The following is a 20,381-nucleotide window of genomic DNA, read 5'->3' on the forward strand; positions in this document are numbered from 1 at the left end:
TCTAAATCTGATAAAAGAAGAGATTTAAGAAACTTTGATAATAAAACGACCCGAAGGGTCGAAATTTTTTTGAAAATTCGGTAAAAAAGCTAAAATGACTGGAGAAAGAGATCTTAAAATACTATTGAGGACTTTAAAACCTTCTTTAAACGATGGTAACTATGTATTTATATCTTTAAAAGATATTCAGAATATTTCCAGAGAGGATATTTTATTTGAATTTAAGGAAAGGGAAGGAACTACTGTTATCCTCGAAAAGAACAAAGCCGATGAATTAAGTTTAACATACCAATTTATTGCTTCATGGATTACACTTACCGTTCATTCCGCTCTAGATGCAGTTGGTTTAACAGCGGCGGTTTCAACAGCTTTGACAAAATATGATATTAGCTGTAATGTAGTAGCCGCATATTATCACGACCACATTTTTGTAGCTAAAAAAGATACCGAAAAAGCTATGGACATATTAAGGGAATTTTCAAATACGTAGACAGCATTACAGCTATTCTAAAAAAACCGTATTTGAATACTGGTTACCATTTAGACCTACACTAAAATTTATAAATTCTTTATTTATCCTAACTTATTTAACGCTGTCTTTATTCTGGAAATACTTTCCTCTTTACCTATCATTGCCATGATATCGAAAATATGAGGTCCTTTCATATCGCCCACCAAGAAAAGACGTAATGGTGGCATTACTTTTCCAAAGGATAACTCTTTCTCGCCAATCCAAGCTTTTACTACAGTTTCAGAATTTTCCGAAGAAAAATCATCAATTGGTTCTAGTACTGAAATAAGATCGGTCATAATAGAAGCGGTATCTTCTTTCCATTGCTTTTTGGCAGCCTTTGCATTATATTCCTTAGGAGCTACAAAAAAGTAATCACTTAGATTCCAAAAATCTGATACAAATACGGCCCGCTCTTTTATTAGTGAAACTACTTTGGTTACATATTCCAAACTAATATCATTCCCATTAGAAACATGCTCCTTTACAATAGGTAAAAATGATTCAGCTAATTGGTTATCAGATGTTTCTTGAAGATAATGTTGGTTGTACCATTTGGTTTTTTCCGGATCAAAACGTGCTCCAGATTTATTTACCCTATCCAAACTGAACGTATTCACCAATTCATCTAAAGAAAATAATTCTTGCTCAGTACCCGGATTCCATCCTAGCAATGCCAAAAAATTTATAACCGCTTCAGGAAAATATCCTGATTCTTTATACCCAACAGATTCTTTCCATGACAGAGGAAATACCGGAAAGCCCATTTTTTCACCATCACGCTTACTAAGTTTCCCTTTACCTACGGGTTTCATAATTAAAGGCAAATGGGCAAATTCTGGGGAATTCCATCCAAAAGCGTCATACAACTGTTTGTGCAAAGCCATAGAAGGCAACCATTCTTCACCACGTATAACATGTGAGATTTCCATTAAATGATCATCTACAATATTAGCCAAATGATAGGTTGGCATTCCATCACTTTTAAACAATACCTTATCGTCTAAAACATTGGTATCAATTTTAATTGATCCACGAATTAAATCATTCAATTGCAATATTTCATCTGGTGGAGTAAGAAAGCGAATAACATAATCATCTCCATTTTCTATACGGCTCTTAACCACTTCTGGCATAAGTGATAATGAATTATCCAATTTTAATCTATTATGCCAATTATAGATAAATGTTTTTCCGTTTTGTTCATGCTCTTTTCTGTGCGCATCTAAACTTTCCGCAGTATCAAAAGCATAATATGCATGACCACTTTCAATTAAATCCTCAGCGTATTTTTTATATAAGGATTTACGTTCGCTCTGTCTATATGGTCCAAAACCGCCATCTTTGCCAACACCCTCGTCAAAAGGAATTTTGCACCAGTTCAATGCATCTATAATATACTGCTCGGCACCTTCAACATATCTATTTTGATCGGTATCTTCAATTCTAAGAATAAAATCGCCGTCATGTTTTTTAGCAAACAAGTAATTAAATAGGGCAGTGCGTACACCACCAATATGCAATGGTCCTGTAGGACTGGGAGCAAAACGAACACGTACTTTCTTTGTCATTTGGCAAAGGTATAAAAAACACCATTAGCCATATATCTACAGCTGTTTATTTTAATTTATCAAAATGAAATTACTCACGTATTCACGTTACAACTCTAATATTCAAAAACATAGTACAGATTTAGGGAAAAATAAAATACATAATTCTTAAAAACTAAGTAAAAACCCTAGTTAAGAGGGAAAAAACAAATCGATTTATAAAATTGAAAATGCACATACGAATTCAATTTGCTCCTCGTTATTTAAAAACCTTAATCAACGAAAAATGAAATATTATTTAAACTTTTTTTATATATTTTTAATTCTAATAGTCACAGGATGTAGCTCAGATTCTACCGACGATTCTATGCCTGAAGTAGATAACACACCCGATGAAATTACACTATCTTCTTTTGAAATTGAGTTTGAAGACATCTCTCAAACCAGTGCTAAAATTATGTGGACAAAAGTCACGGCATCTAATAATAATGCCGTGAGCTACAGTTTGTTTCTAGATGATGAATTACAGGCTGAAAATCTTAGCGAATTAGAATATAACGTTGAGGAACTAGATATAAATACTACTTATGCCGTAAAAGTGGTTGCCACCGCTGATGATGCAAAAGACAGTATAAATACATCTGAGTTTCATACTTTGGGTACACCACCATCTGCTTTTCCTATTACTTATGAATTGATTGCTTGTGACGTGGTTCGTATTAAATGGCAAACACCTACAGTTGAAGATGGTTCTGACTATTATTACAAAATTTTTATAAACGGTGAATACCATGAGACCTACGGTTCTAAAACAACAGAAACCACAAGTTTTACAATGGTAGTTACTGAAGGAGAGGAGCACACAATTAAAGTTATAGCCATTAGTTATAGCGGCGCAGAAACAGAAGAAGAAATAACATTTTTTAGAGAGCCTTGTCCTTTACCAACAGATTTTGAAGTCTCTATATCTGATATTACGGCAACATCAGCTACCATAAGTTGGACACCTTCTACTTCTGCAGATGGTAATACGGTATTGTACTTGTTAACTATTAACGGTGTTGATTATCCTACTGAAAACCACTTTAGATATGGAACCACCAAATATATAACCGATCTTGAAAGAAATACCAACTATGAAGTCGTAGTTACTGCAAGAGCACAAAATACTTATAAGACAAAAGAATCTACGGCATCTTTCACTACTAGTAACGATTACCCCGTTCACCCAGATATCACTATTACCGAAGCGAAACTAATTACACCAGATAGCCAATATTTTCCTGGACAATTAAACATAACTTTCTCTGAAGAATTGGCAAATTTTGAAATAAACAAATGGGTTGCTATAGACTATGAAATAGGCAATTATAGTACTTATACGTCTTCAGTTTCAAGTAGTGTTCTAAGTGAAGAAAACTACAACTCATTGGCAGCGGATAAGACAGGTTATATTCTTATAGAAGTTGACGGAGTAGTATATCAATTAAATTACGAGGTTACTTTAGAAACAAACTAAAAAAGGAGTAAAAATTAAAATCAGTAAAGGGTGAATTCTGTATATAACTTACAGGGTTCACCCTTTCCTTTCTTCTATAAAATATACGTAATAAACCTAATTATGCGCTTCATTCAATGCGTATTAGAAAATCCTTTTTAACAAATATTTCCTACTAACCATTCTTTTTAACCGTTATCTTGGTATAAAAAAGGGCAATTGCAAGACTACAATCACATATTACACCGACTAAATCAATTCATTCAAAAACACTATTCTCAAGTTCTACTGAAGGGTATATTATTGTTTTTCGCCTTCGGATTACTGTTTTTATTACTTATTCTGGGTATTGAGTTTTTTCTTTGGATGAACAGTACCGGTAGAATGATTCTTTTCACTGTTTTTATACTGGTTGAAATATTTCTGCTTTTCAGGTATATTTTAACTCCTATTTTCTATTTATTTAAATTAAAAAAAGGAATAGAAATAAAAGATGCAGCTTACATGATTGGTAAACATTTTCCTGAAGTAGGGGATAAACTTACCAATCTTTTAGATTTAGCAAACGATACTGAAAAATCTGAGCTACTATTAGCCAGTATTAATCAAAAATCACGAGAATTAACTCCAATTCCGTTCACTAAGGCCGTCGATTATAAAGATTCCCTTAAATATTCAAAATATATAGTCATACCTGCCATTATCATTTTGGTTCTTTTCATTACAGGCAAATGGAGCAGTTTTTTTGGTACTTATGAACGCGTTATTAATTACGAAATGGCTTATGAAAAACCAGCGCCTTTCAAATTTCAGCTATTATCCGATAAATTAAGCACTTTGCAAGATCAAAGCTATACTATTCAAGTAACGACCAAAGGCCAAATAAAACCTGAAAACATATATATAGAAATTGATGACAAACCTATTCTACTACAACAAAATAGTGGATTATATGAATATACATTTTCACCCCCAATTAAAACAACAACGTTTAATTTCTCTGCAAATGAAGTACGGTCTAAAGAATATACCTTACAGTCTTTACGGACTCCTTCTATCATAGATTTTTCTATGAATCTTACCTATCCAAAGTATCTAAAAAGACCTAATAAAAAAATCACAAGCACAGGAAACGCTGTTATACCAGAAGGAACAAAAGTTACTTGGAACATTAAAGGAGAAAATACCAATGAGATCAATATTAGTACCAAAGACACTATTTTGACTTTTTACAAGGAGCATAACCACTTTACTTTAGCAAGGAGAATCTATGATAATTTTAATTATGAACTAACCACTACAAACGAAAATGTTCAAGAATATGAACGTTTAGCTTACAATTTTAAAGTAGTTAAAGATGCTTATCCCACAATTAAGGTAAATCAAATTCTAGATAGTTTAAATCCAAACGTTTCCTATTACACCGGTTCCGCTACTGACGATTATGGATTACGAAAAATTGACATTGTATATTTTGAAGTGGGCAATGAAGCAAGCAAAAAGAATGTCTCGCTGATCAAACCCACTTCTAACTACCAACAATTTTACTACACTTTCCCCTCTGGATTGGACCTTGAAGAAGCCAAAAATTATGGGTTTTATTTCGAAGCTACGGATAATGATGCCCTGCACAATGGAAAGACAACAAAAAGCCAAATATACCAACAAGTATTACTAGATGATAATCAGTTAAAAAATAAGAATCTTGAATCTCAACAAACCTTAATAAATAACCTTGATAATTCTTTAGAGAGAGCAAAAGAACAAAAAGAATCACTAGAAGAAATCAATAAAAATCAAAAGGAAAAAAACAGCTTAAATTTTAATGACCAATCTCAGATTAAAGATTACCTAAAAAAACAAGAACAGCAAGAACAGTTCATGCAAAAATTCAGCAAAGAACTTAAAGAGAATCTTAATAAAGGTAACCAAGACGACAAATTAAACCAATTGTTACAAGAACGCTTAAAACGCCAAGAAGAACAAGCTAAAAAGAATCAGCAACTCCTTGAAGAACTTAACAAAGTAGCCGATAAAATTAAAAAAGAAGAGCTAACAAAAAAATTAGAAGAACTAGGTAAAAAACAACAAAATAGTGAACGTAGTCTAGAACAGTTATTAGAATTAACCAAACGGTATTATGTAACTGAAAAAGCCTCGCAACTTTCACGGGATTTAGAACAATTAGCTAAACAACAAGAAGAACTATCCAAAAAAAATAATGAAGAAAATACAGCGGAAAAACAAACCGAATTAAACAAAAAATTTAACGAGTTATCAAAGGAATTGGATGCTTTGAAAAAAGATAATGAAAAGCTAAAAAAACCAATTGATATAAACATTGAAGAAAACAAAAAAATTGCTGTAAAAGAAGACCAACAAAATGCCCTAGATCAATTACAAAAAAATAATACTAGTGAACAAAATAAACCGACCAGTTCCGATGCTAAAAAGAAACAAAAATCCGCAGCAAATAAAATGAAAGAAATGAGTGAAGCCTTAAGTGAGTCTTCTTCTAGTGGAAGCGGTGGTTCTTCGGTAGCTGAAGATGCTGAAATGCTAAGGCAAATTTTAGACAATCTTATCATTTTCTCATTTAAACAAGAAACACTTTATGATAGACTTAGCTCTAGAGAAGAACAAGACGCAACGGAATATTCCAAAACAGTTAGGGATCAAAATGAATTAAAAGGTTTATTTGAACATGTAGATGATAGTCTATTTGCATTATCCCTTCGCCAAGCTGAACTATCAGAATTTGTAAACGAACAGATTACCGAAGTATACTATAACATTGATAAATCTTTAGAAACGATGGCAGATGGTCAAATGTTTCAAGGCATTTCTCATCAAAAATATGTACTGACCGCAGCTAACAGTCTTGCAGATTTTTTAGCCAAGGTTATGGACAACATGAATGAAAGTATGCAAATGGGAAAAGGTTCTGGACAAAGTGACGGAGGATTTCAGTTACCGGATATCATTGAAGGACAACAACAGATTGGCGAAAAAATGGGTCAGCAAGGAGAATCTGGATACCAAGGAAAAGAGGGTAAAAGTGGTGAAGGAAAACAAGGTAAGAACGGAAATGCAGGTGAAGAAGGAAAACCAGGCGAACGTGGTAAACAGGGGGCTAACGGTAAACAAGGTGAACGCGGAAATGAAGGTGAAAATGGAAAAAACGGAGAAGGAAAAAGTGGTGAAAGTGGTGAAAAAGGTGAAGGTGGAGAAAAGGGACAGGGAAAAAATGGAACAAACGGTATGGGTGCACAAGGTGAGGGTTCAATGAGCGAATCTGAATTAAAGGAAATCTATGAGATTTATCAAAATCAACAAAAAATAAGACAGGAACTAGAGGAGCAACTGAAAAACATGATTAATTCTGGCGACCAAAAATTAGGTCAAAAATTAATTAAACAGATGGAAGATTTTGAAAACGATCTTTTAGAAAACGGTATTACGCAACGTACAATCAACAAAGCCAATACTATACAGTACGAATTATTGAAATTAGAAAACGCAGCACTCAAGCAAGGAGAGAAATCTGAGCGAGAAAGTAATAGAAATTTAAAAGACTTCACAAATCCTATTACTACTAAACCCTCATTATTAGATAATTATCATAATGAAGTTGAAATTTTAAATAGGCAAAGCTTACCTTTGCGGCAAAATTTTCAATCAAAGGTTAAAGAGTACTTCAAAACAAATGATTAATTACAATTACCTAACTGAATTTAAACTTGTAGCAGAAAAAAACTTTGATTCGTGGATTACAACATCTTGTAATACCGAAGGGTTTTCCATTCAAGAACTTAACTACATCTTTTGTAGTGATGACTACTTGCTTAAAATAAATCAAGATTACTTACAACACGATTACCTTACGGACATTATCACATTTGATTATGTATCAGGCAAAAATATTTCGGGAGACCTTTATATTTCTATTGACCGCATAAAAGAAAATGCACAAGAATTTAATGTTACGTTTGATAACGAATTAAAACGCGTAATGATTCATGGTGTTTTACATCTAATGGGTTATTCGGATAAATCGGATGCAGCTACTGCCGAAATGCGCGCTAAAGAAGAAGAAAAAATAAAGCTGTTCCACGTGGAACATTAGAAAATATGTTTGAAGAAGAATACGATGTAATTGTAGTTGGCGGAGGACACGCCGGTGCAGAAGCGGCAGCAGCAGCTGCAAACTTGGGTTCAAAAACCTTATTAGTAACCATGAATTTGCAAAATATAGGACAAATGTCCTGTAACCCGGCAATGGGTGGAATTGCAAAAGGGCAAATTGTTAGGGAGATAGATGCACTTGGGGGATATAGCGGAATCGTTTCCGATAAATCCGCAATTCAGTTTAAGATGCTGAACAAATCCAAAGGACCTGCAATGTGGAGTCCAAGAACCCAAAATGATAGAATGCGTTTTGCTGAAGAATGGCGTTTAATGTTAGAACGTACTCCCAATGTAGACTTTTATCAAGAAATGGTTTCTGGTTTACTTGTAGAAAACCATAAAATTGTTGGAGTAAAAACATCTCTTGGTATCAATATAAAATCTAAAGCTGTTGTTTTAACCAATGGAACATTCTTAAATGGATTGATTCATATTGGAGAAAAACAATTTGGTGGAGGTAGGGCAGGAGAAAAAGCAGCAACCGGAATTACAGAACAACTAGTTGACTTAGGTTTTGAAAGTGGAAGAATGAAAACCGGGACCCCACCTAGAGTTGATGGTAGATCCTTAGATTATTCTAAGATGATCGTTCAACCAGGTGATGACGTTCCAGAAAAATTCTCCTATACCAATACAAAACCTTTAGCACATCAACGTGATTGTTACATGACTCATACCAGTGCACAAGTTCATGATTTGCTACGGGAAGGTTTTGACCGATCCCCAATGTTCAATGGTAGAATTAAAAGTTTAGGACCTAGATACTGTCCATCTATAGAAGATAAAATAAACCGTTTCGCCGATAAAGATAGTCATCAAATGTTTATTGAACCTGAAGGATGGGAAACGGTAGAGGTATATGTAAATGGTTTTTCAACTTCTTTACCAGAAGATGTTCAATTCAAGGCTTTGCGTTCTGTTGTAGGTTTTGAAAAAGTAAAATTCTTTAGACCAGGTTATGCCATAGAGTACGACTACTTTCCTCCAACACAATTAAAACATACTTTAGAAACTAAGCTAGTTGAAAATTTATATTTCGCAGGACAAATAAATGGAACTACCGGATATGAGGAAGCAGCATCGCAAGGACTCATGGCTGGTATTAATGCGCATTTAAAATTAAAAGAACAAAATCCATTAATACTTAAAAGAGATGAAGCCTATATTGGAGTTTTAATTGATGACTTAATTACAAAAGGAACTGAAGAGCCTTACAGAATGTTTACTTCAAGAGCAGAGTATAGAACTTTATTAAGACAGGATAATGCTGATTTACGATTAACTCCATTAAGTCATTCAATAGGTTTTGCTACAGATACAAGATTGAAGCGAATGGAACAAAAACTAAAACAATCTGAAGCTTTAGTTAATTTCTTTAGAGAAACTAGTGTATTACCAAAAGACATTAATCCAATTTTAGAAAGTGTAAATTCATCTTTAGTAAAGCAATCTGATAAAATGTACAAAGCATTTTCAAGACCTAATGTAACAATGAATCATATGTTACAGCTAGAGGATGTTTCAAATTTCGTTAAAGAAAATAATTTTGACAATGAAATCTTGGAGCAAGCAGAAGTACAGGTTAAATACTCAGGTTACATTGCAAAAGAAAAATTAAACGCCGACAAACTTCATAGATTGGAAGCAGTTAAGATTCCAGAAAATTTTGATTACTCTAAACTGAAATCATTATCATTTGAAGCAAGAGAAAAAATGACGAAAATTCAACCTGTTACCATTTCCCAGGCATCAAGAATTAGTGGGGTTACTCCGAGCGACATCAGCGTACTTTTAGTTTATCTTGGAAGGTAGGGCAAATTGTTCCACGTGGAACAATGAAAATTTACATCATCCACAAAAACCCAATAAATCAAAAATGTCAGATATAAATTCTAACATAGTAACTAAAGATTATCTAGTAACGCAAGAAGAATTTGAATTAGAATACGATTCAAAAACAGACATGCTTATCACAAAACCTATACCTAAAAATCTTGAAAATTACTACGACTCTATTAACTACATTTCTCATTCCGATAACGCCAATAATCTATTTGAAAAGATTTATCAAATAGTCAAAAAATATACACTAAACAAAAAAATAAAACTTATAGATCAATATTCAAATGAACAAAAAAATCTATTAGATATAGGTTGCGGGACTGGTGAATTTCTAACTAAAGCAAAAAAAGATAATTGGAAAGTAATAGGAGTGGAGTTAAACGACCAAGCCAGAACAAAAGCTTCCAACAAAGATTTAATAGTATATGAGAACATAAATCATTTAAAAAATCAAAAATTTGAGGTCATTACCTTATGGCATGTACTAGAACATTTGCCAAATTTAGAAGATAAAATTAAAAATATAAAATCTCTTCTCAAGAAAAATGGAACTTTAATTATTGCTGTACCTAACTATAAATCTTACGATGCACAATATTATAAAGAATTCTGGGCGGCGTATGATACACCCAGACACTTATGGCACTTTTCACAAACCGCGATGAAAATACTATTTCAAAATGAAAATATGTTTGTAGAGCAAACTTTGCCAATGTATTTTGATTCATATTATGTGTCATTATTATCGGAAAAATATAAAAACGGGTCATCAAACTACTTTAACGCATTTTATAGAGGTTTTATCTCAAATTGGAAAGCAAAATCATCTAATGAGTATTCTTCCTTAATCTATATACTTAAAAACCGATAAATATTCATTTTAAGACATTCTAAGAGATTATTTTAAAATAACTAAGTATTATATTGCAGATAATTAAAAAGGCTCTTAAAAACGTCTTAAAATAGTCTATAATTATAATAAAAATTAATAAAAATTAAAATTGCCATCAATAAAATTTATATTTATAAATTTCCCTGTATTAATCTCAATTATAAAATATATTCATTCTAAAAGCTTTATTACTTTTGCATCACATAAAAATGAAAAAATGAAAAACATAATTTTAATTTTCGCTATCGCGTTATTAGCATCTTGTGCACAAGAAAAAATTGGTTACGTAGATAACGTAAAATTGATGGACGAGTTTCAACAAAAAATTGATGTTGAAGCAAAATTTAAAGTTAAGGCAGACGCTTTAGCTAAAAAAAGAGACAGTATATCTCAAGCTTTTCAAATGGAAGCACAAGCATTCCAAACTAAGGCACAAAAAATGTCACAAACAAAAGCACAAGAAGAATATGCTGCTATGCAACAACGAGGTCAAATGATCGGGCAACAACTTCAACAGCAAGATCAACAACTACAAATGGAAGGCCAAACTGAAATGGATAGTATTGTTTCTAAAGTTAAAGAAGAAATTAAGGCTTACGGAAAATCTAAAGGATATTCTTATATTCTAGGTGGTGGTGACGGTGGCAGTGTTCTTTATGGAACAGAAGCTAATGACCTTACAGATGAAATAGTAAAATTACTTAATGATAAGTACAAGAAATAAATTCAACGTTTATTAATAAAAAAGCCGGTCAATGACCGGCTTTTTTTATTCTATGGTTTTAGTCTCAAATCTCTCAAATTCCTGTTCAATATTAAATTGTTCTTTAGGTAAAAAACCCTTTACAATAAGTACAACTCCACAGATAACCAAAATTATTCCTATTAACTTTTTTACATAAACTATACGCTTTACCGTTAATTTACGTTTAAGTTGCTTGGCCAAAAGAATTTTAAAAAGATCTGTTACAAAATAGGAGAGTAGAACAGTAGCAAAAAAAGTAAAAAAACGATTAGGTTGATTATCTAATGTTGGACCAACAATAATTATGATTCCCAACCAAAACACCAAAACACCAATATTGATAAAGTTCAACAAAAAACCCTTGACAAAAAGTCCTAAATAATCAGACTTCTTTATTTTCTTAGAATCCACAGGAATCTCATTTTTATCTACTTTAAAAAAAGTTACCAGACCGTAAACTAAAAGTATAACCCCACCAAATACATATAGTCCCGGTTGATTACTTAAATTTTCAAGTAGCTGAAAACTGCTAAAATAAGCTACAAGTATAAAAAGTATATCTGCCAATAATACACCAACATCAAAGGTCAAAGCTGCCCTAAACCCTTTAACGGCACTAGTTTGTAACAATACAAAGAATACAGGCCCAACCATAAAACTTAGGAAAAAGCCTAGTGGAATCGCAGCTTGGATATCTTCTAACATGTACTATTGCATTCTTTTAATGGTACCACCAAATACCGTTTTTTCCTCAAGTTTTTTAGGGTTTCCGAACACCAATACCTCGCCACCGGCTTTAACGGTAGCCTTTACATAATCTTTTGCATTAATTTCTGCCCTGGAGCCGGCATTTACATTTATAGTAGAAAAATTAGTAATAAAGCCTTTACCTTCATAAATACCACCGGTATTGATTTGAACATCTTGTAGATTAGAAAAACCAGCAGTTCTAATTACACCGCCAGATACAGACTTTATCAACATTTGTTCAACTTCAGCATTAACAACGAGCTCACCACCTTCTTGAGCCTTTAATTCTAGAACATCTTGCTTAATAATATCTTCAGTTACAATCCTGGCATCTTCGTTAACATCTATCACTAAGATTTCATTGGTATAATATAAATCTACAAATGTCTTATAACCACTAAAGATTTTACCAATTTGCATCCTAATTTTTAAAACACCCTCGTTATTAACAATAGCTACTTTACTAGTATTTTCTCCAGAAATAATAACCTTATTTTCTTCAGATTTTATAAGATTAATAGATAAACCATCAAAAACCTTTAACTCTTTAAAAGGTTCTAGATTTTGTGTCACCGGATTATCTTGGCCAGTAACCGATAAACATCCTAAGAGAAACATTAAAACTAAAAGTTGTTTCATTCTTTTCTATGTAATTTAAGTAAGTAAACACTTATGAACAAAGGGTATACTTAATTCAGCCATTCTATACCAAAATCTATTCCAAATTATTTGTTATCCGGTATCAAGGCAAAATCTAAATGCCTTTTAATTAAATCCGTACTCTTTACCATGACTGTAACCTCATCTCCTAAGGTATACTTCTTTTTAGTACGTTCACCTACAATGGCATACTGTTTCTCATCAAAGATATAATAATCTCCTTTGATGTCTCTAATACGAATCATGCCCTCACACTTATTGGCAATGATTTCAACATATATTCCCCACTCCGTAACACCACTGATAACGCCACGAAATTCTTCATCTTTATGATCTTGCATAAATTTGATCTGCATGTATTTAATGGAATCTCTTTCAGCACTTGATGCTAAATATTCCATATCTGAGGAATGCTTACATTTCTTCTCAAATTCTTCGGCATTGACAGAACTACCACCATCTAAATAATGTTGTAACAGTCTATGTACCATAACATCTGGATATCTTCTAATCGGAGAAGTAAAATGGGTATAATAATCAAAAGCCAACCCATAATGACCAATATTATCTATGGTATAAATAGCTTTGCTCATACTACGAATTGTGAGCGTATCTACCATATTTTGTTCCTTTTTACCTTTTACGTCCTGTAATAATTGGTTCAAAGAAGAGCTTATGGATTTCTTGTCCTTAAAATCTAATTTATGACCAAATTTTGATACAATTCCGTTTAGAGCCATTAACTTATCCGGATCCGGATCATCATGAATTCTATAAACGAATGTCTTTTTTGGTTTTTGTTTACCTATAAATTCAGCGACTTTTCTATTCGCCAAAAGCATAAATTCTTCAATAAGCTTATTGGCATCTTTAGACTCTTTGAAATAAACTCCGATCGGTTCACTGTTCTCGTCAAGATTGAAACGAACCTCAACTTTATCAAAAGAGAGTGCACCTTGATCCATACGCTTAGAGCGCATTATTTTAGCAAGCCTATCCATTTCTAACGTAGCTTCTACAACTTCGTTAGAAACGCTATAAGCAGTCTCTCTTATAGAAACATCCTCAGGGATGTTACCATTACCGTTCTCAATGATATATTGAGCTTCTTCATATGCAAAACGTTCATTAGAATCAATTACCGTTCTACCAAACCATTGATTTCTTATTATAGCATTTGCATCTAGTTCAAAAATGGCAGAAAAAGTATATTTTTCTTCATTAGGTCTTAGAGAACAAGCATTATTAGATAGTACTTCTGGCAACATAGGTACCACACGGTCTACCAGATACACTGAGGTTGCCCGCTCATAAGCTTCATCATCTAAAATGGTATCTTTTTGCAAATAATGAGAAACATCTGCAATATGAATACCTATTTCGTAATTACCATTTTCTAATTTTTGAAAAGAAAGGGCATCATCAAAATCTTTTGCATCTTTTGGATCAATGGTAAAGGTTAGTACATTTCTTAAATCTCTACGCTTTTTTATTTCTTCTTCTTTAATACTGGTATCCAAACCATCAGCAAATTTTTGAACATCTGCAGGAAAGGAATATGGTAAACCGTACTCAGCTAAAATGGAATGAATTTCCGTATCATGCTCACCAGGTATACCCAATACTTCGGTAACTTTACCAAAAGGGGAATCTACATCTGCTGGCCAGTCAGTGATTTCGACCAAAACCTTTTCACCATCTTGAGCACCGTTCAATTTATCTTTAGAGACAAAAATATCGGTATACATTCTAAAATCTGAAGGTCTTACAAAAGCAAATGTCTTTTGCATATCAACAATACCTACAAAAGTAGTTTTATATCTTTCAAGTACTTTAACTATTTCACCTTCAAGTTTTTTGCTCTTTTTTCGTGGGTAGATATAAACTTCAACCTTATCTTTATGAAAAGCTTTATTCAATTTATTAGACGGAATGAAGACATCATCATCCATACCATCTATCACAATATAGGCATTACCTTTGCCTGTAAGGTCTACAGTACCTTCGTAATAAGTTTTAGTGTTTTCCAAAACTTTGTACTGACCTCTGTCTACTTCTTGAATTCTTTTTTTCTCTTTAAGCTCAGTTAATCTTTTGATAAGTATATTCCTATCCTGAGCATCTGTAACCTTAATCTTTGCAGCTATCTGCTTATAGTTGAAACTTTTATTAGGTTCCTTTTCAAGAACTGTAAAAATTCCTTTAGTAATTTCGTTCTTTCTATGATTCTTCGCCTTCTTATTCTTCTTCGACATTAAACTTTTAATTTATTGGAAAATTACGAATTATAATCCAGTACCTGTTATTCTACCTCTTATTGAAAAGTTAAGTAAACGAGTTGTTATTAACATATATATCATATTAGACATTTTTTCTTTTAAATTAAATTAAATATTAATGGTTATTATAGCTTGTTAATATCTAGAATAACTTATTTCTATATTTCTTGTCTTTATGAGATACTAATACTTGTTGACAATATATTTTATGAATCTTTAATTGAAAATCAGTATTTTGAGAAGTTATTAAACATGGTTTATAAGTGCTATTAACATGAATTTATTAATAACTAAATGTAATTTTAATGTTAACTAGGGGTGTTAATTTGATGAAAATCCTCTAATAGTTTCTAATATTTAAATTCGTATTCAGAGGATTAAAAGTGTAAGCAGATGTTAACCTTAATAACCAAATTTTTTAGCAACTTTTTCTAAACAATTTATGCATTAAGTAATCTTCCTTATAACATACTAATTAACAATTTTTATTAATGACTTGATAACTATTGTTGTGAACCCCTCGTTTTTTGTTGTGAATGACTGATTATTGTACCTTTAGCTAAGTTTTGTTCCACCCCCACTGGATATTAATCTTGAACAATTAACCTTTAAATACTATGCATATGAAAATAGCTATTGGTAACGATCATGCCGGTACAGAATACAAGTTAGCTATTATAGGTTTACTAAAATCTAAACAAATTGAAGTTATCAACTATGGTACTGATGGTACGGATAGTGTTGATTATCCAGACTTTGCACACCCGGTTGCTCTTGATGTTGAAAATGGTACCGTTGATTTTGGTATTTTAATTTGTGGTAGTGGTAATGGGGCTAGTATGACAGCCAATAAACAGCAAAAGGTAAGAGCTGCATTATGTTGGACCAAAGAAATCACTAAACTGGCTAGAGAACACAATGATGCAAATATTTTAAGCTTACCTGCAAGATACATAGCGTTACCGCAAGCACTTGAAATGGTATCTACCTTTATTAACACTTCTTTTGATGGAGGTAGGCATGAACGTAGAATTGAAAAGATTCCGCTATAATAGATAGTTATTACAACTATGTTAATAACCTAAAATAGGTATTATAACCATTTAAAAATCATATAGTTATTTCATAATAGATATGAACATAACTAATTAATTGAACAATTTTATGTTAGATATTAAGGTAAAGAGTTTCAAAGAATTTGATATTGAAGAACTATATAATGTACTACGCTTACGAAGTGAAATTTTTGTAGTGGAGCAAGATTGCGTGTATCAAGATATAGATGGTAAAGATTCTAAGGCTATTCATATAATAGGATATATAAATAAAACCGTAGTGGCATATACCCGTATTTTTAAAGCTGGTGATTATTTTGATCAAGCTAGTATAGGTAGAGTAGCAGTGCATGAAGATTATAGAAAATTTGGTTATGGAAAAGTAATAATGAAAGCTTCTATTACTGCTGTTCAAGAACATTTTAACGAAAATGAAATAAAAATTTCTGCTCAAAAATACCTTACCAAATTTTATACAGATTTAGGTTTCAATGCAACAGGAGAAGAATATCTGGAAGATGGTATACCCCATATAGCAATGATCAAAAAATAAAAAAGACCGCTTTTAGCGGTCTTTTTTAATAAGTTATATTCAAAAATTTAAATTTTGATAGGCGTTTTATTACTTAGGTTAATATCCTCTAACATATTATCTGTAAACTTGTAATGGCCTTTGGTAGTTATAATTCTAAATCTATTAGAATTCATTCTACTCAAAGTATCTAAAAACAACCACTTAGATTTAAGCAACCTGGTTTTTGGTGATTTTAAGCTAATATCAAAATAGTATTTTCTACCGTTTTTGATAGCTACAATATCTGGAGTAACATTGTCTTCCAAACCTTTTCTTGAGTATGATTTAGGGGTTTCATAGCCTTCCATATCAGCTTTAATATTCTCAAAACCGGTAGCTTCTAAATGTTGAATTGACTTTTCTAAAAATGCTGTGTTTTCTGATTTTTCTACTTTTACCATACCACTTAAAATAACAAAAAAAAGGACAATTCCTAATTTTAAACGTTGATTAACAATATGTTAAGTATAAAATATTTTTAATTTGTAATTCTCATTTAAAGAAAGGTACTAACGAAGTAAGTTTAGAGAGCAATAGAGGAGAAAGTTAAATTAGGTCGATTTTATTTTTTCGTAGAGCGTCTCACCTATTTTTTTAACTACACCAATTACTAAAGCATTGCCCATAAAAAAAGCTCTTTTGGTATTGGAAATCCCTTGTAATAAAGTATGATCATCAGGGAACATATTTAAACGTTCCAGTTCTATGGGAGTTAATCTACGTAGTCCTTTTTTGGTGTTGATAACATGTTTAAATCGTGATGCACTCTTACCGCCTTCACCAGTTATGATTGTTCTTGAGGCATTATCTAGCGCATCAGGAAAAATCATACTACCTTCATTATAGTGGTAGGCAAAACCAGATTTAGAGGTACGGGTTTCTTTTTTGGCACCTTTTAGATAATACCATTTATCATGTTCTTCTTCAGGAATGTAAAATTCTTCGGGAATTTGTCCTTTCTGTAAAACATCTGCCAATACCGTTCTTTTACCAATATAGCTGGCTACGGTCTTAGTAGTATGTACTTTACCTTTAACGAACACACCGGTATTTTGAAATGGTGATAATTTTTCGCCTAGATTAAAATTCTCAGATAGTGTAACAAGGTCATCAGTGATATCAAAAGAAATCATTTTTGAAGAAGTGCTTGTTATTGGAAAAGACGTTGCTATAGTTCCTTTTTCAAAAATCCAATCTTCGGCTTTGGACTTTTTAAATTGTTTGTATAAGGGTGTAGATTTATGGTAACCTAAAAAGAAAATACGTCTACGTCTTTGTGGCATTCCATAATCTGCAGCGTTGATAACTCTCCATTCTACGGCATAGCCTAAGTCATCTAAACTTTTAAGCATGATGGCAAAATCTCTACCTCTTTGGTTTGATGGAGATTTTAACAATCTATCTACATTTTCAAGAAATAAGTATTTAGGCGGATTTTTCTTTTCCGATAAAATTCTATGAATGCTCCACCATAAAACACCCTTTTTACCAATAAGTCCCTTAGAATTGTTTAGTGTGGCCGCCACGGAATAATCTTGGCAAGGAAAACCACCTACTAAAATATCAGCATCAGGTATGTCTTTGGTGGGTACATCAGAAATATTTTCGTTTCTGTGATTTTTAGGACCAAATCTAGCTTCATAGACCTTAGAGGCGTGCTGCGCTTTTGTACTAGGCTCATATTGGTTGCTCCAAACTACCTCGTAGTTCTCGGTATCCTCTAATCCCAAGCGAAATCCGCCTACGCCCGCAAAAAGTTCTATGACCTTTAGTTTCTTCATTTGCGATAAAATTACATAATTTCACAAGGCTAATACTATTAGAAATTATTTTACAGATGAAGGGAATATTTTTAAAGAGGTCTTTTGTATTGATTTTGATTGCTTTAAATACGGCATGTGGTGTGCATATAGACGAAAAGAAATTATTGGTAAAAGAAATTGAAACCATAAAAAATACATTTGCACCAGATAAGCGTACGGCACTTTTTAATTTAGAAGTATTAGATGGTCCGTCTGGGTTTACATTGGTAGGTGAAACAAATTTACCGTTAGCCATAGATACGTTAAATACTATTTTAAAGGAAAAAGGAATTAGCGTTACCAATGAGATAAAAATTTTACCTACAGAGGAATTAGAAGGAATGACCAAGGCAGTTATAAACATTTCTGCCGCCAACCTTAGAAGTAACCCAAAACATTCTGCAGAACTGGCTACACAGGCAACTTTAGGTACAGTTGTAAATGTCTTGAAAAAAGAAGGGGATTGGTACCTTATACAAACACCGGATAAGTATTTGGCATGGGTTGATCCAGGCGGAATTCAATTAATGAATACACAAAGTATTAAAAATTGGATTATGGCAGATAAAATCATTTACGTTAATACTTATGGACATGCTTTTAATTCTACAGAGGCAGAAGGTAGAACTTCAGATATTGTTGCCGGTAGTTTATTAAAATTAGTAAGCAGCGATGATGAATTTTATAAGGTTGAATTTCCAGATGGCAGGCAGTCATATATTTTAAAGTCCGAAGCAGAAGAATATAACACTTGGCTTTCAAATTTAAGTTTTAATACAGATTCACTTGTTGCAACCTCAAAAACATTAATGGGTGTGCCTTATTTATGGGGCGGTACCTCCACAAAAGGCGTAGACTGCAGTGGTTATACAAAAACTATTTATTATTTAAACGGTATGGTAATACCACGTGATGCATCTCAACAGGTACACGCTGGTAAACCTATAGATTCTATTGCGGATTTTAGTAAATTGAAAAAAGGGGATTTGTTGTTTTTTGGAAGAAAGGCAACAGAAAGTACATCAGAAAAAGTGGTACACGTAGGCATGTGGATAGGTGATAATCAATTTATACATTCATCTGAAATGGTGCGCATAAGTAGTGTAGATAAAAATGCACCAAATTATGATGCCTTCAATGTAGGTAGATATTTAAGAACAAAACGTTTGTTGAATGAACAAGACCCACTGTTACAGAATCTAAATATTACTATGCCAATAACAGATTAGGGCGTTCATTTGCTTAAAAGGTGTTTCATCGATTTTAAGATAAAAATTATAACATACTAAAATTGTGCCCGTTTTATGATAGTTATCTATCATTTACGTGCTATGAAAAAAACCACTCTTCTAGTTTTAATCTGCTGTTTTGTAGGATCATCAATAGCTATTGCCCAAAAAGATGCAGCTACAATTTATTTTAAGGACGGAAACAAAATTCAAGGTTTAGCCAAACTTATTAACGGAAATCAAGTAAAATTCAAAAATAATAAGGGAGATAAACCTAAAAAATTCCATTTTAAAGAACTTGAGCAGGTAGTCATCAATGATAGGGAAGAACCATCTACCTATGTTTATTTAGAAACCAAGAAAGACTACTTCAATGTTGTAAGGGAACTAGAGATAGGTATGGTCAACTTATATATTCTTGAACAAACTGGGTATTCTTCGCCAATGTTCGTGGGTGGTACCAATGGGCAAATGAATATGGCGCATGGTACTTACTACGATATAAAAAACCTTTATGTTAGAAGAGGTTTGAACGGAGAAATTACCCACCTTGGATCTAATCAACTTTTTAGTAAAAATTTTAAAAATGCAGCCTCTACCTATTTTACCGATTGCCCCGTTTTGGTAGAAAAAATTCAAAGTAAAGAATTCAAGAAAAAGCATGTTAGGGACATTGTAAACTTTTATAATTTACAATGTAATGATCAGCAGGTAGTAATTCTAAAGAAATAGGAATATTTAAAATTACTTTGATAAATAAACGCCCTTTTATCCTAATTTAATCGAGAAAATTTGGTTCATGTGCA

General features: G+C 32.5%; 17 protein-coding genes. 11 read left to right on the forward strand and 6 right to left on the reverse strand.

All coding sequences use genetic code 11. The annotated features are described in order from the left end of the window. The first annotated feature begins 94 nt into the window (after positions 1–94). The gene (locus tag PXC01_RS01355) at positions 95–490 is read left to right on the forward strand and encodes an ACT domain-containing protein (protein ID WP_276470578.1); all 396 of its coding nucleotides are present in this window, start codon (positions 95–97) and stop codon (positions 488–490) included. Positions 491–573: 83 nt separating this feature from the next. On the opposite strand, the gene gltX is transcribed toward PXC01_RS01355, so the two are convergent. Continuing rightward, entirely contained in the window at positions 574–2,082 is a 1,509-nt protein-coding gene (gltX, locus tag PXC01_RS01360; RefSeq protein WP_276470579.1) for a glutamate--tRNA ligase, read from the reverse strand. Between the two features lie 265 nt (positions 2,083–2,347). Here gltX and PXC01_RS01365 point away from each other — a divergent pair, with 265 nt between their 5' ends. The 6 genes from PXC01_RS01365 to PXC01_RS01390 all read left to right on the forward strand — a co-directional run bounded on the left by PXC01_RS01365 (position 2,348) and on the right by PXC01_RS01390 (position 11,205). Next, entirely contained in the window at positions 2,348–3,580 is a 1,233-nt protein-coding gene (locus PXC01_RS01365; RefSeq protein ID WP_276470580.1) for a fibronectin type III domain-containing protein, read from the forward strand. Between the two features lie 483 nt (positions 3,581–4,063). After that, positions 4,064–7,273: a collagen-like triple helix repeat-containing protein gene (locus PXC01_RS01370; protein ID WP_276470581.1), complete on the forward strand. Its 3,210-nt coding sequence runs from the start codon at positions 4,064–4,066 to the stop codon at positions 7,271–7,273. Further along, positions 7,266–7,685, forward strand: a complete 420-nt coding sequence (ybeY, locus tag PXC01_RS01375; RefSeq protein WP_276470582.1) for an rRNA maturation RNase YbeY — start codon at positions 7,266–7,268, stop codon at positions 7,683–7,685. The genes PXC01_RS01370 and ybeY overlap by 8 nt, the downstream gene beginning before the upstream one ends. Before the next feature lie 5 nt (positions 7,686–7,690). Next, the gene (gene mnmG, locus PXC01_RS01380; RefSeq protein ID WP_276470583.1) at positions 7,691–9,559 is read left to right on the forward strand and encodes a tRNA uridine-5-carboxymethylaminomethyl(34) synthesis enzyme MnmG; all 1,869 of its coding nucleotides are present in this window, start codon (positions 7,691–7,693) and stop codon (positions 9,557–9,559) included. Positions 9,560–9,623: 64 nt separating this feature from the next. Continuing rightward, entirely contained in the window at positions 9,624–10,460 is an 837-nt protein-coding gene (locus tag PXC01_RS01385) for a class I SAM-dependent methyltransferase (RefSeq protein WP_276470584.1), read from the forward strand. Positions 10,461–10,698: 238 nt separating this feature from the next. Then, positions 10,699–11,205, forward strand: coding sequence for an OmpH/Skp family outer membrane protein (locus PXC01_RS01390; RefSeq protein WP_276470585.1), 507 nt, complete (start codon positions 10,699–10,701; stop codon positions 11,203–11,205). 45 nt (positions 11,206–11,250) lie between these two features. Here the strand turns inward: PXC01_RS01390 and PXC01_RS01395 are convergent, their stop codons facing one another. The 3 genes from PXC01_RS01395 to rnr form a co-directional block, all read right to left on the reverse strand. Then, positions 11,251–11,931, reverse strand: a complete 681-nt coding sequence (locus PXC01_RS01395; RefSeq protein WP_276470586.1) for a LysE family translocator — start codon at positions 11,929–11,931, stop codon at positions 11,251–11,253. 3 nt (positions 11,932–11,934) lie between these two features. Further along, entirely contained in the window at positions 11,935–12,615 is a 681-nt protein-coding gene (locus PXC01_RS01400) for a head GIN domain-containing protein (RefSeq protein WP_276470587.1), read from the reverse strand. An 86-nt stretch (positions 12,616–12,701) separates the two neighbouring features. Continuing rightward, positions 12,702–14,891, reverse strand: coding sequence for a ribonuclease R (rnr, locus tag PXC01_RS01405; RefSeq protein WP_276470588.1), 2,190 nt, complete (start codon positions 14,889–14,891; stop codon positions 12,702–12,704). Positions 14,892–15,538: 647 nt separating this feature from the next. Here rnr and rpiB point away from each other — a divergent pair. Continuing rightward, positions 15,539–15,967, forward strand: a complete 429-nt coding sequence (rpiB, locus tag PXC01_RS01410; RefSeq protein WP_276470589.1) for a ribose 5-phosphate isomerase B — start codon at positions 15,539–15,541, stop codon at positions 15,965–15,967. A 112-nt stretch (positions 15,968–16,079) separates the two neighbouring features. Further along, a complete protein-coding gene (locus tag PXC01_RS01415) occupies positions 16,080–16,523 on the forward strand; it encodes a GNAT family N-acetyltransferase (RefSeq protein WP_276470590.1) in 444 nt (147 codons plus the stop codon). Positions 16,524–16,570: 47 nt separating this feature from the next. Here the strand turns inward: PXC01_RS01415 and PXC01_RS01420 are convergent, their stop codons facing one another. Both PXC01_RS01420 and dcm read right to left on the reverse strand, forming a co-directional pair. Then, positions 16,571–16,945: a hypothetical protein gene (locus tag PXC01_RS01420; RefSeq protein ID WP_276470591.1), complete on the reverse strand. Its 375-nt coding sequence runs from the start codon at positions 16,943–16,945 to the stop codon at positions 16,571–16,573. 150 nt (positions 16,946–17,095) lie between these two features. Beyond that, complete coding sequence (dcm, locus tag PXC01_RS01425; RefSeq protein ID WP_276470592.1) at positions 17,096–18,325, reverse strand: DNA (cytosine-5-)-methyltransferase; 1,230 nt, start codon at positions 18,323–18,325, stop codon at positions 17,096–17,098. 56 nt (positions 18,326–18,381) lie between these two features. Between dcm and PXC01_RS01430 the strand changes: the two genes are divergently transcribed. Beyond that, the gene (locus PXC01_RS01430; protein ID WP_276470593.1) at positions 18,382–19,575 is read left to right on the forward strand and encodes a C40 family peptidase; all 1,194 of its coding nucleotides are present in this window, start codon (positions 18,382–18,384) and stop codon (positions 19,573–19,575) included. Positions 19,576–19,677: 102 nt separating this feature from the next. Beyond that, complete coding sequence (locus PXC01_RS01435) at positions 19,678–20,307, forward strand: hypothetical protein (RefSeq protein WP_276470594.1); 630 nt, start codon at positions 19,678–19,680, stop codon at positions 20,305–20,307. Positions 20,308–20,381 lie beyond the last annotated feature (74 nt).

Source organism: Maribacter huludaoensis (genome assembly GCF_029350945.1).
Classification (GTDB): domain Bacteria; phylum Bacteroidota; class Bacteroidia; order Flavobacteriales; family Flavobacteriaceae; genus Maribacter; species Maribacter huludaoensis.

Bases quoted from the DNA above. Each gene is read 5' to 3' on its own strand.
- PXC01_RS01355 (WP_276470578.1), top strand. From the start codon at position 95: ATGACTGGAGAAAGAGATCTTAAAATACTATTGAGGACTTTAAAACCT.
- gltX (WP_276470579.1), bottom strand. From the start codon at position 2,082: ATGACAAAGAAAGTACGTGTTCGTTTTGCTCCCAGTCCTACAGGACCA.
- PXC01_RS01365 (WP_276470580.1), top strand. From the start codon at position 2,348: ATGAAATATTATTTAAACTTTTTTTATATATTTTTAATTCTAATAGTC.
- PXC01_RS01370 (WP_276470581.1), top strand. From the start codon at position 4,064: ATGATTGGTAAACATTTTCCTGAAGTAGGGGATAAACTTACCAATCTT.
- ybeY (WP_276470582.1), top strand. From the start codon at position 7,266: ATGATTAATTACAATTACCTAACTGAATTTAAACTTGTAGCAGAAAAA.
- mnmG (WP_276470583.1), top strand. From the start codon at position 7,691: ATGTTTGAAGAAGAATACGATGTAATTGTAGTTGGCGGAGGACACGCC.
- PXC01_RS01385 (WP_276470584.1), top strand. From the start codon at position 9,624: ATGTCAGATATAAATTCTAACATAGTAACTAAAGATTATCTAGTAACG.
- PXC01_RS01390 (WP_276470585.1), top strand. From the start codon at position 10,699: ATGAAAAACATAATTTTAATTTTCGCTATCGCGTTATTAGCATCTTGT.
- PXC01_RS01395 (WP_276470586.1), bottom strand. From the start codon at position 11,931: ATGTTAGAAGATATCCAAGCTGCGATTCCACTAGGCTTTTTCCTAAGT.
- PXC01_RS01400 (WP_276470587.1), bottom strand. From the start codon at position 12,615: ATGAAACAACTTTTAGTTTTAATGTTTCTCTTAGGATGTTTATCGGTT.
- rnr (WP_276470588.1), bottom strand. From the start codon at position 14,891: ATGTCGAAGAAGAATAAGAAGGCGAAGAATCATAGAAAGAACGAAATT.
- rpiB (WP_276470589.1), top strand. From the start codon at position 15,539: ATGAAAATAGCTATTGGTAACGATCATGCCGGTACAGAATACAAGTTA.
- PXC01_RS01415 (WP_276470590.1), top strand. From the start codon at position 16,080: ATGTTAGATATTAAGGTAAAGAGTTTCAAAGAATTTGATATTGAAGAA.
- PXC01_RS01420 (WP_276470591.1), bottom strand. From the start codon at position 16,945: ATGGTAAAAGTAGAAAAATCAGAAAACACAGCATTTTTAGAAAAGTCA.
- dcm (WP_276470592.1), bottom strand. From the start codon at position 18,325: ATGAAGAAACTAAAGGTCATAGAACTTTTTGCGGGCGTAGGCGGATTT.
- PXC01_RS01430 (WP_276470593.1), top strand. From the start codon at position 18,382: ATGAAGGGAATATTTTTAAAGAGGTCTTTTGTATTGATTTTGATTGCT.
- PXC01_RS01435 (WP_276470594.1), top strand. From the start codon at position 19,678: ATGAAAAAAACCACTCTTCTAGTTTTAATCTGCTGTTTTGTAGGATCA.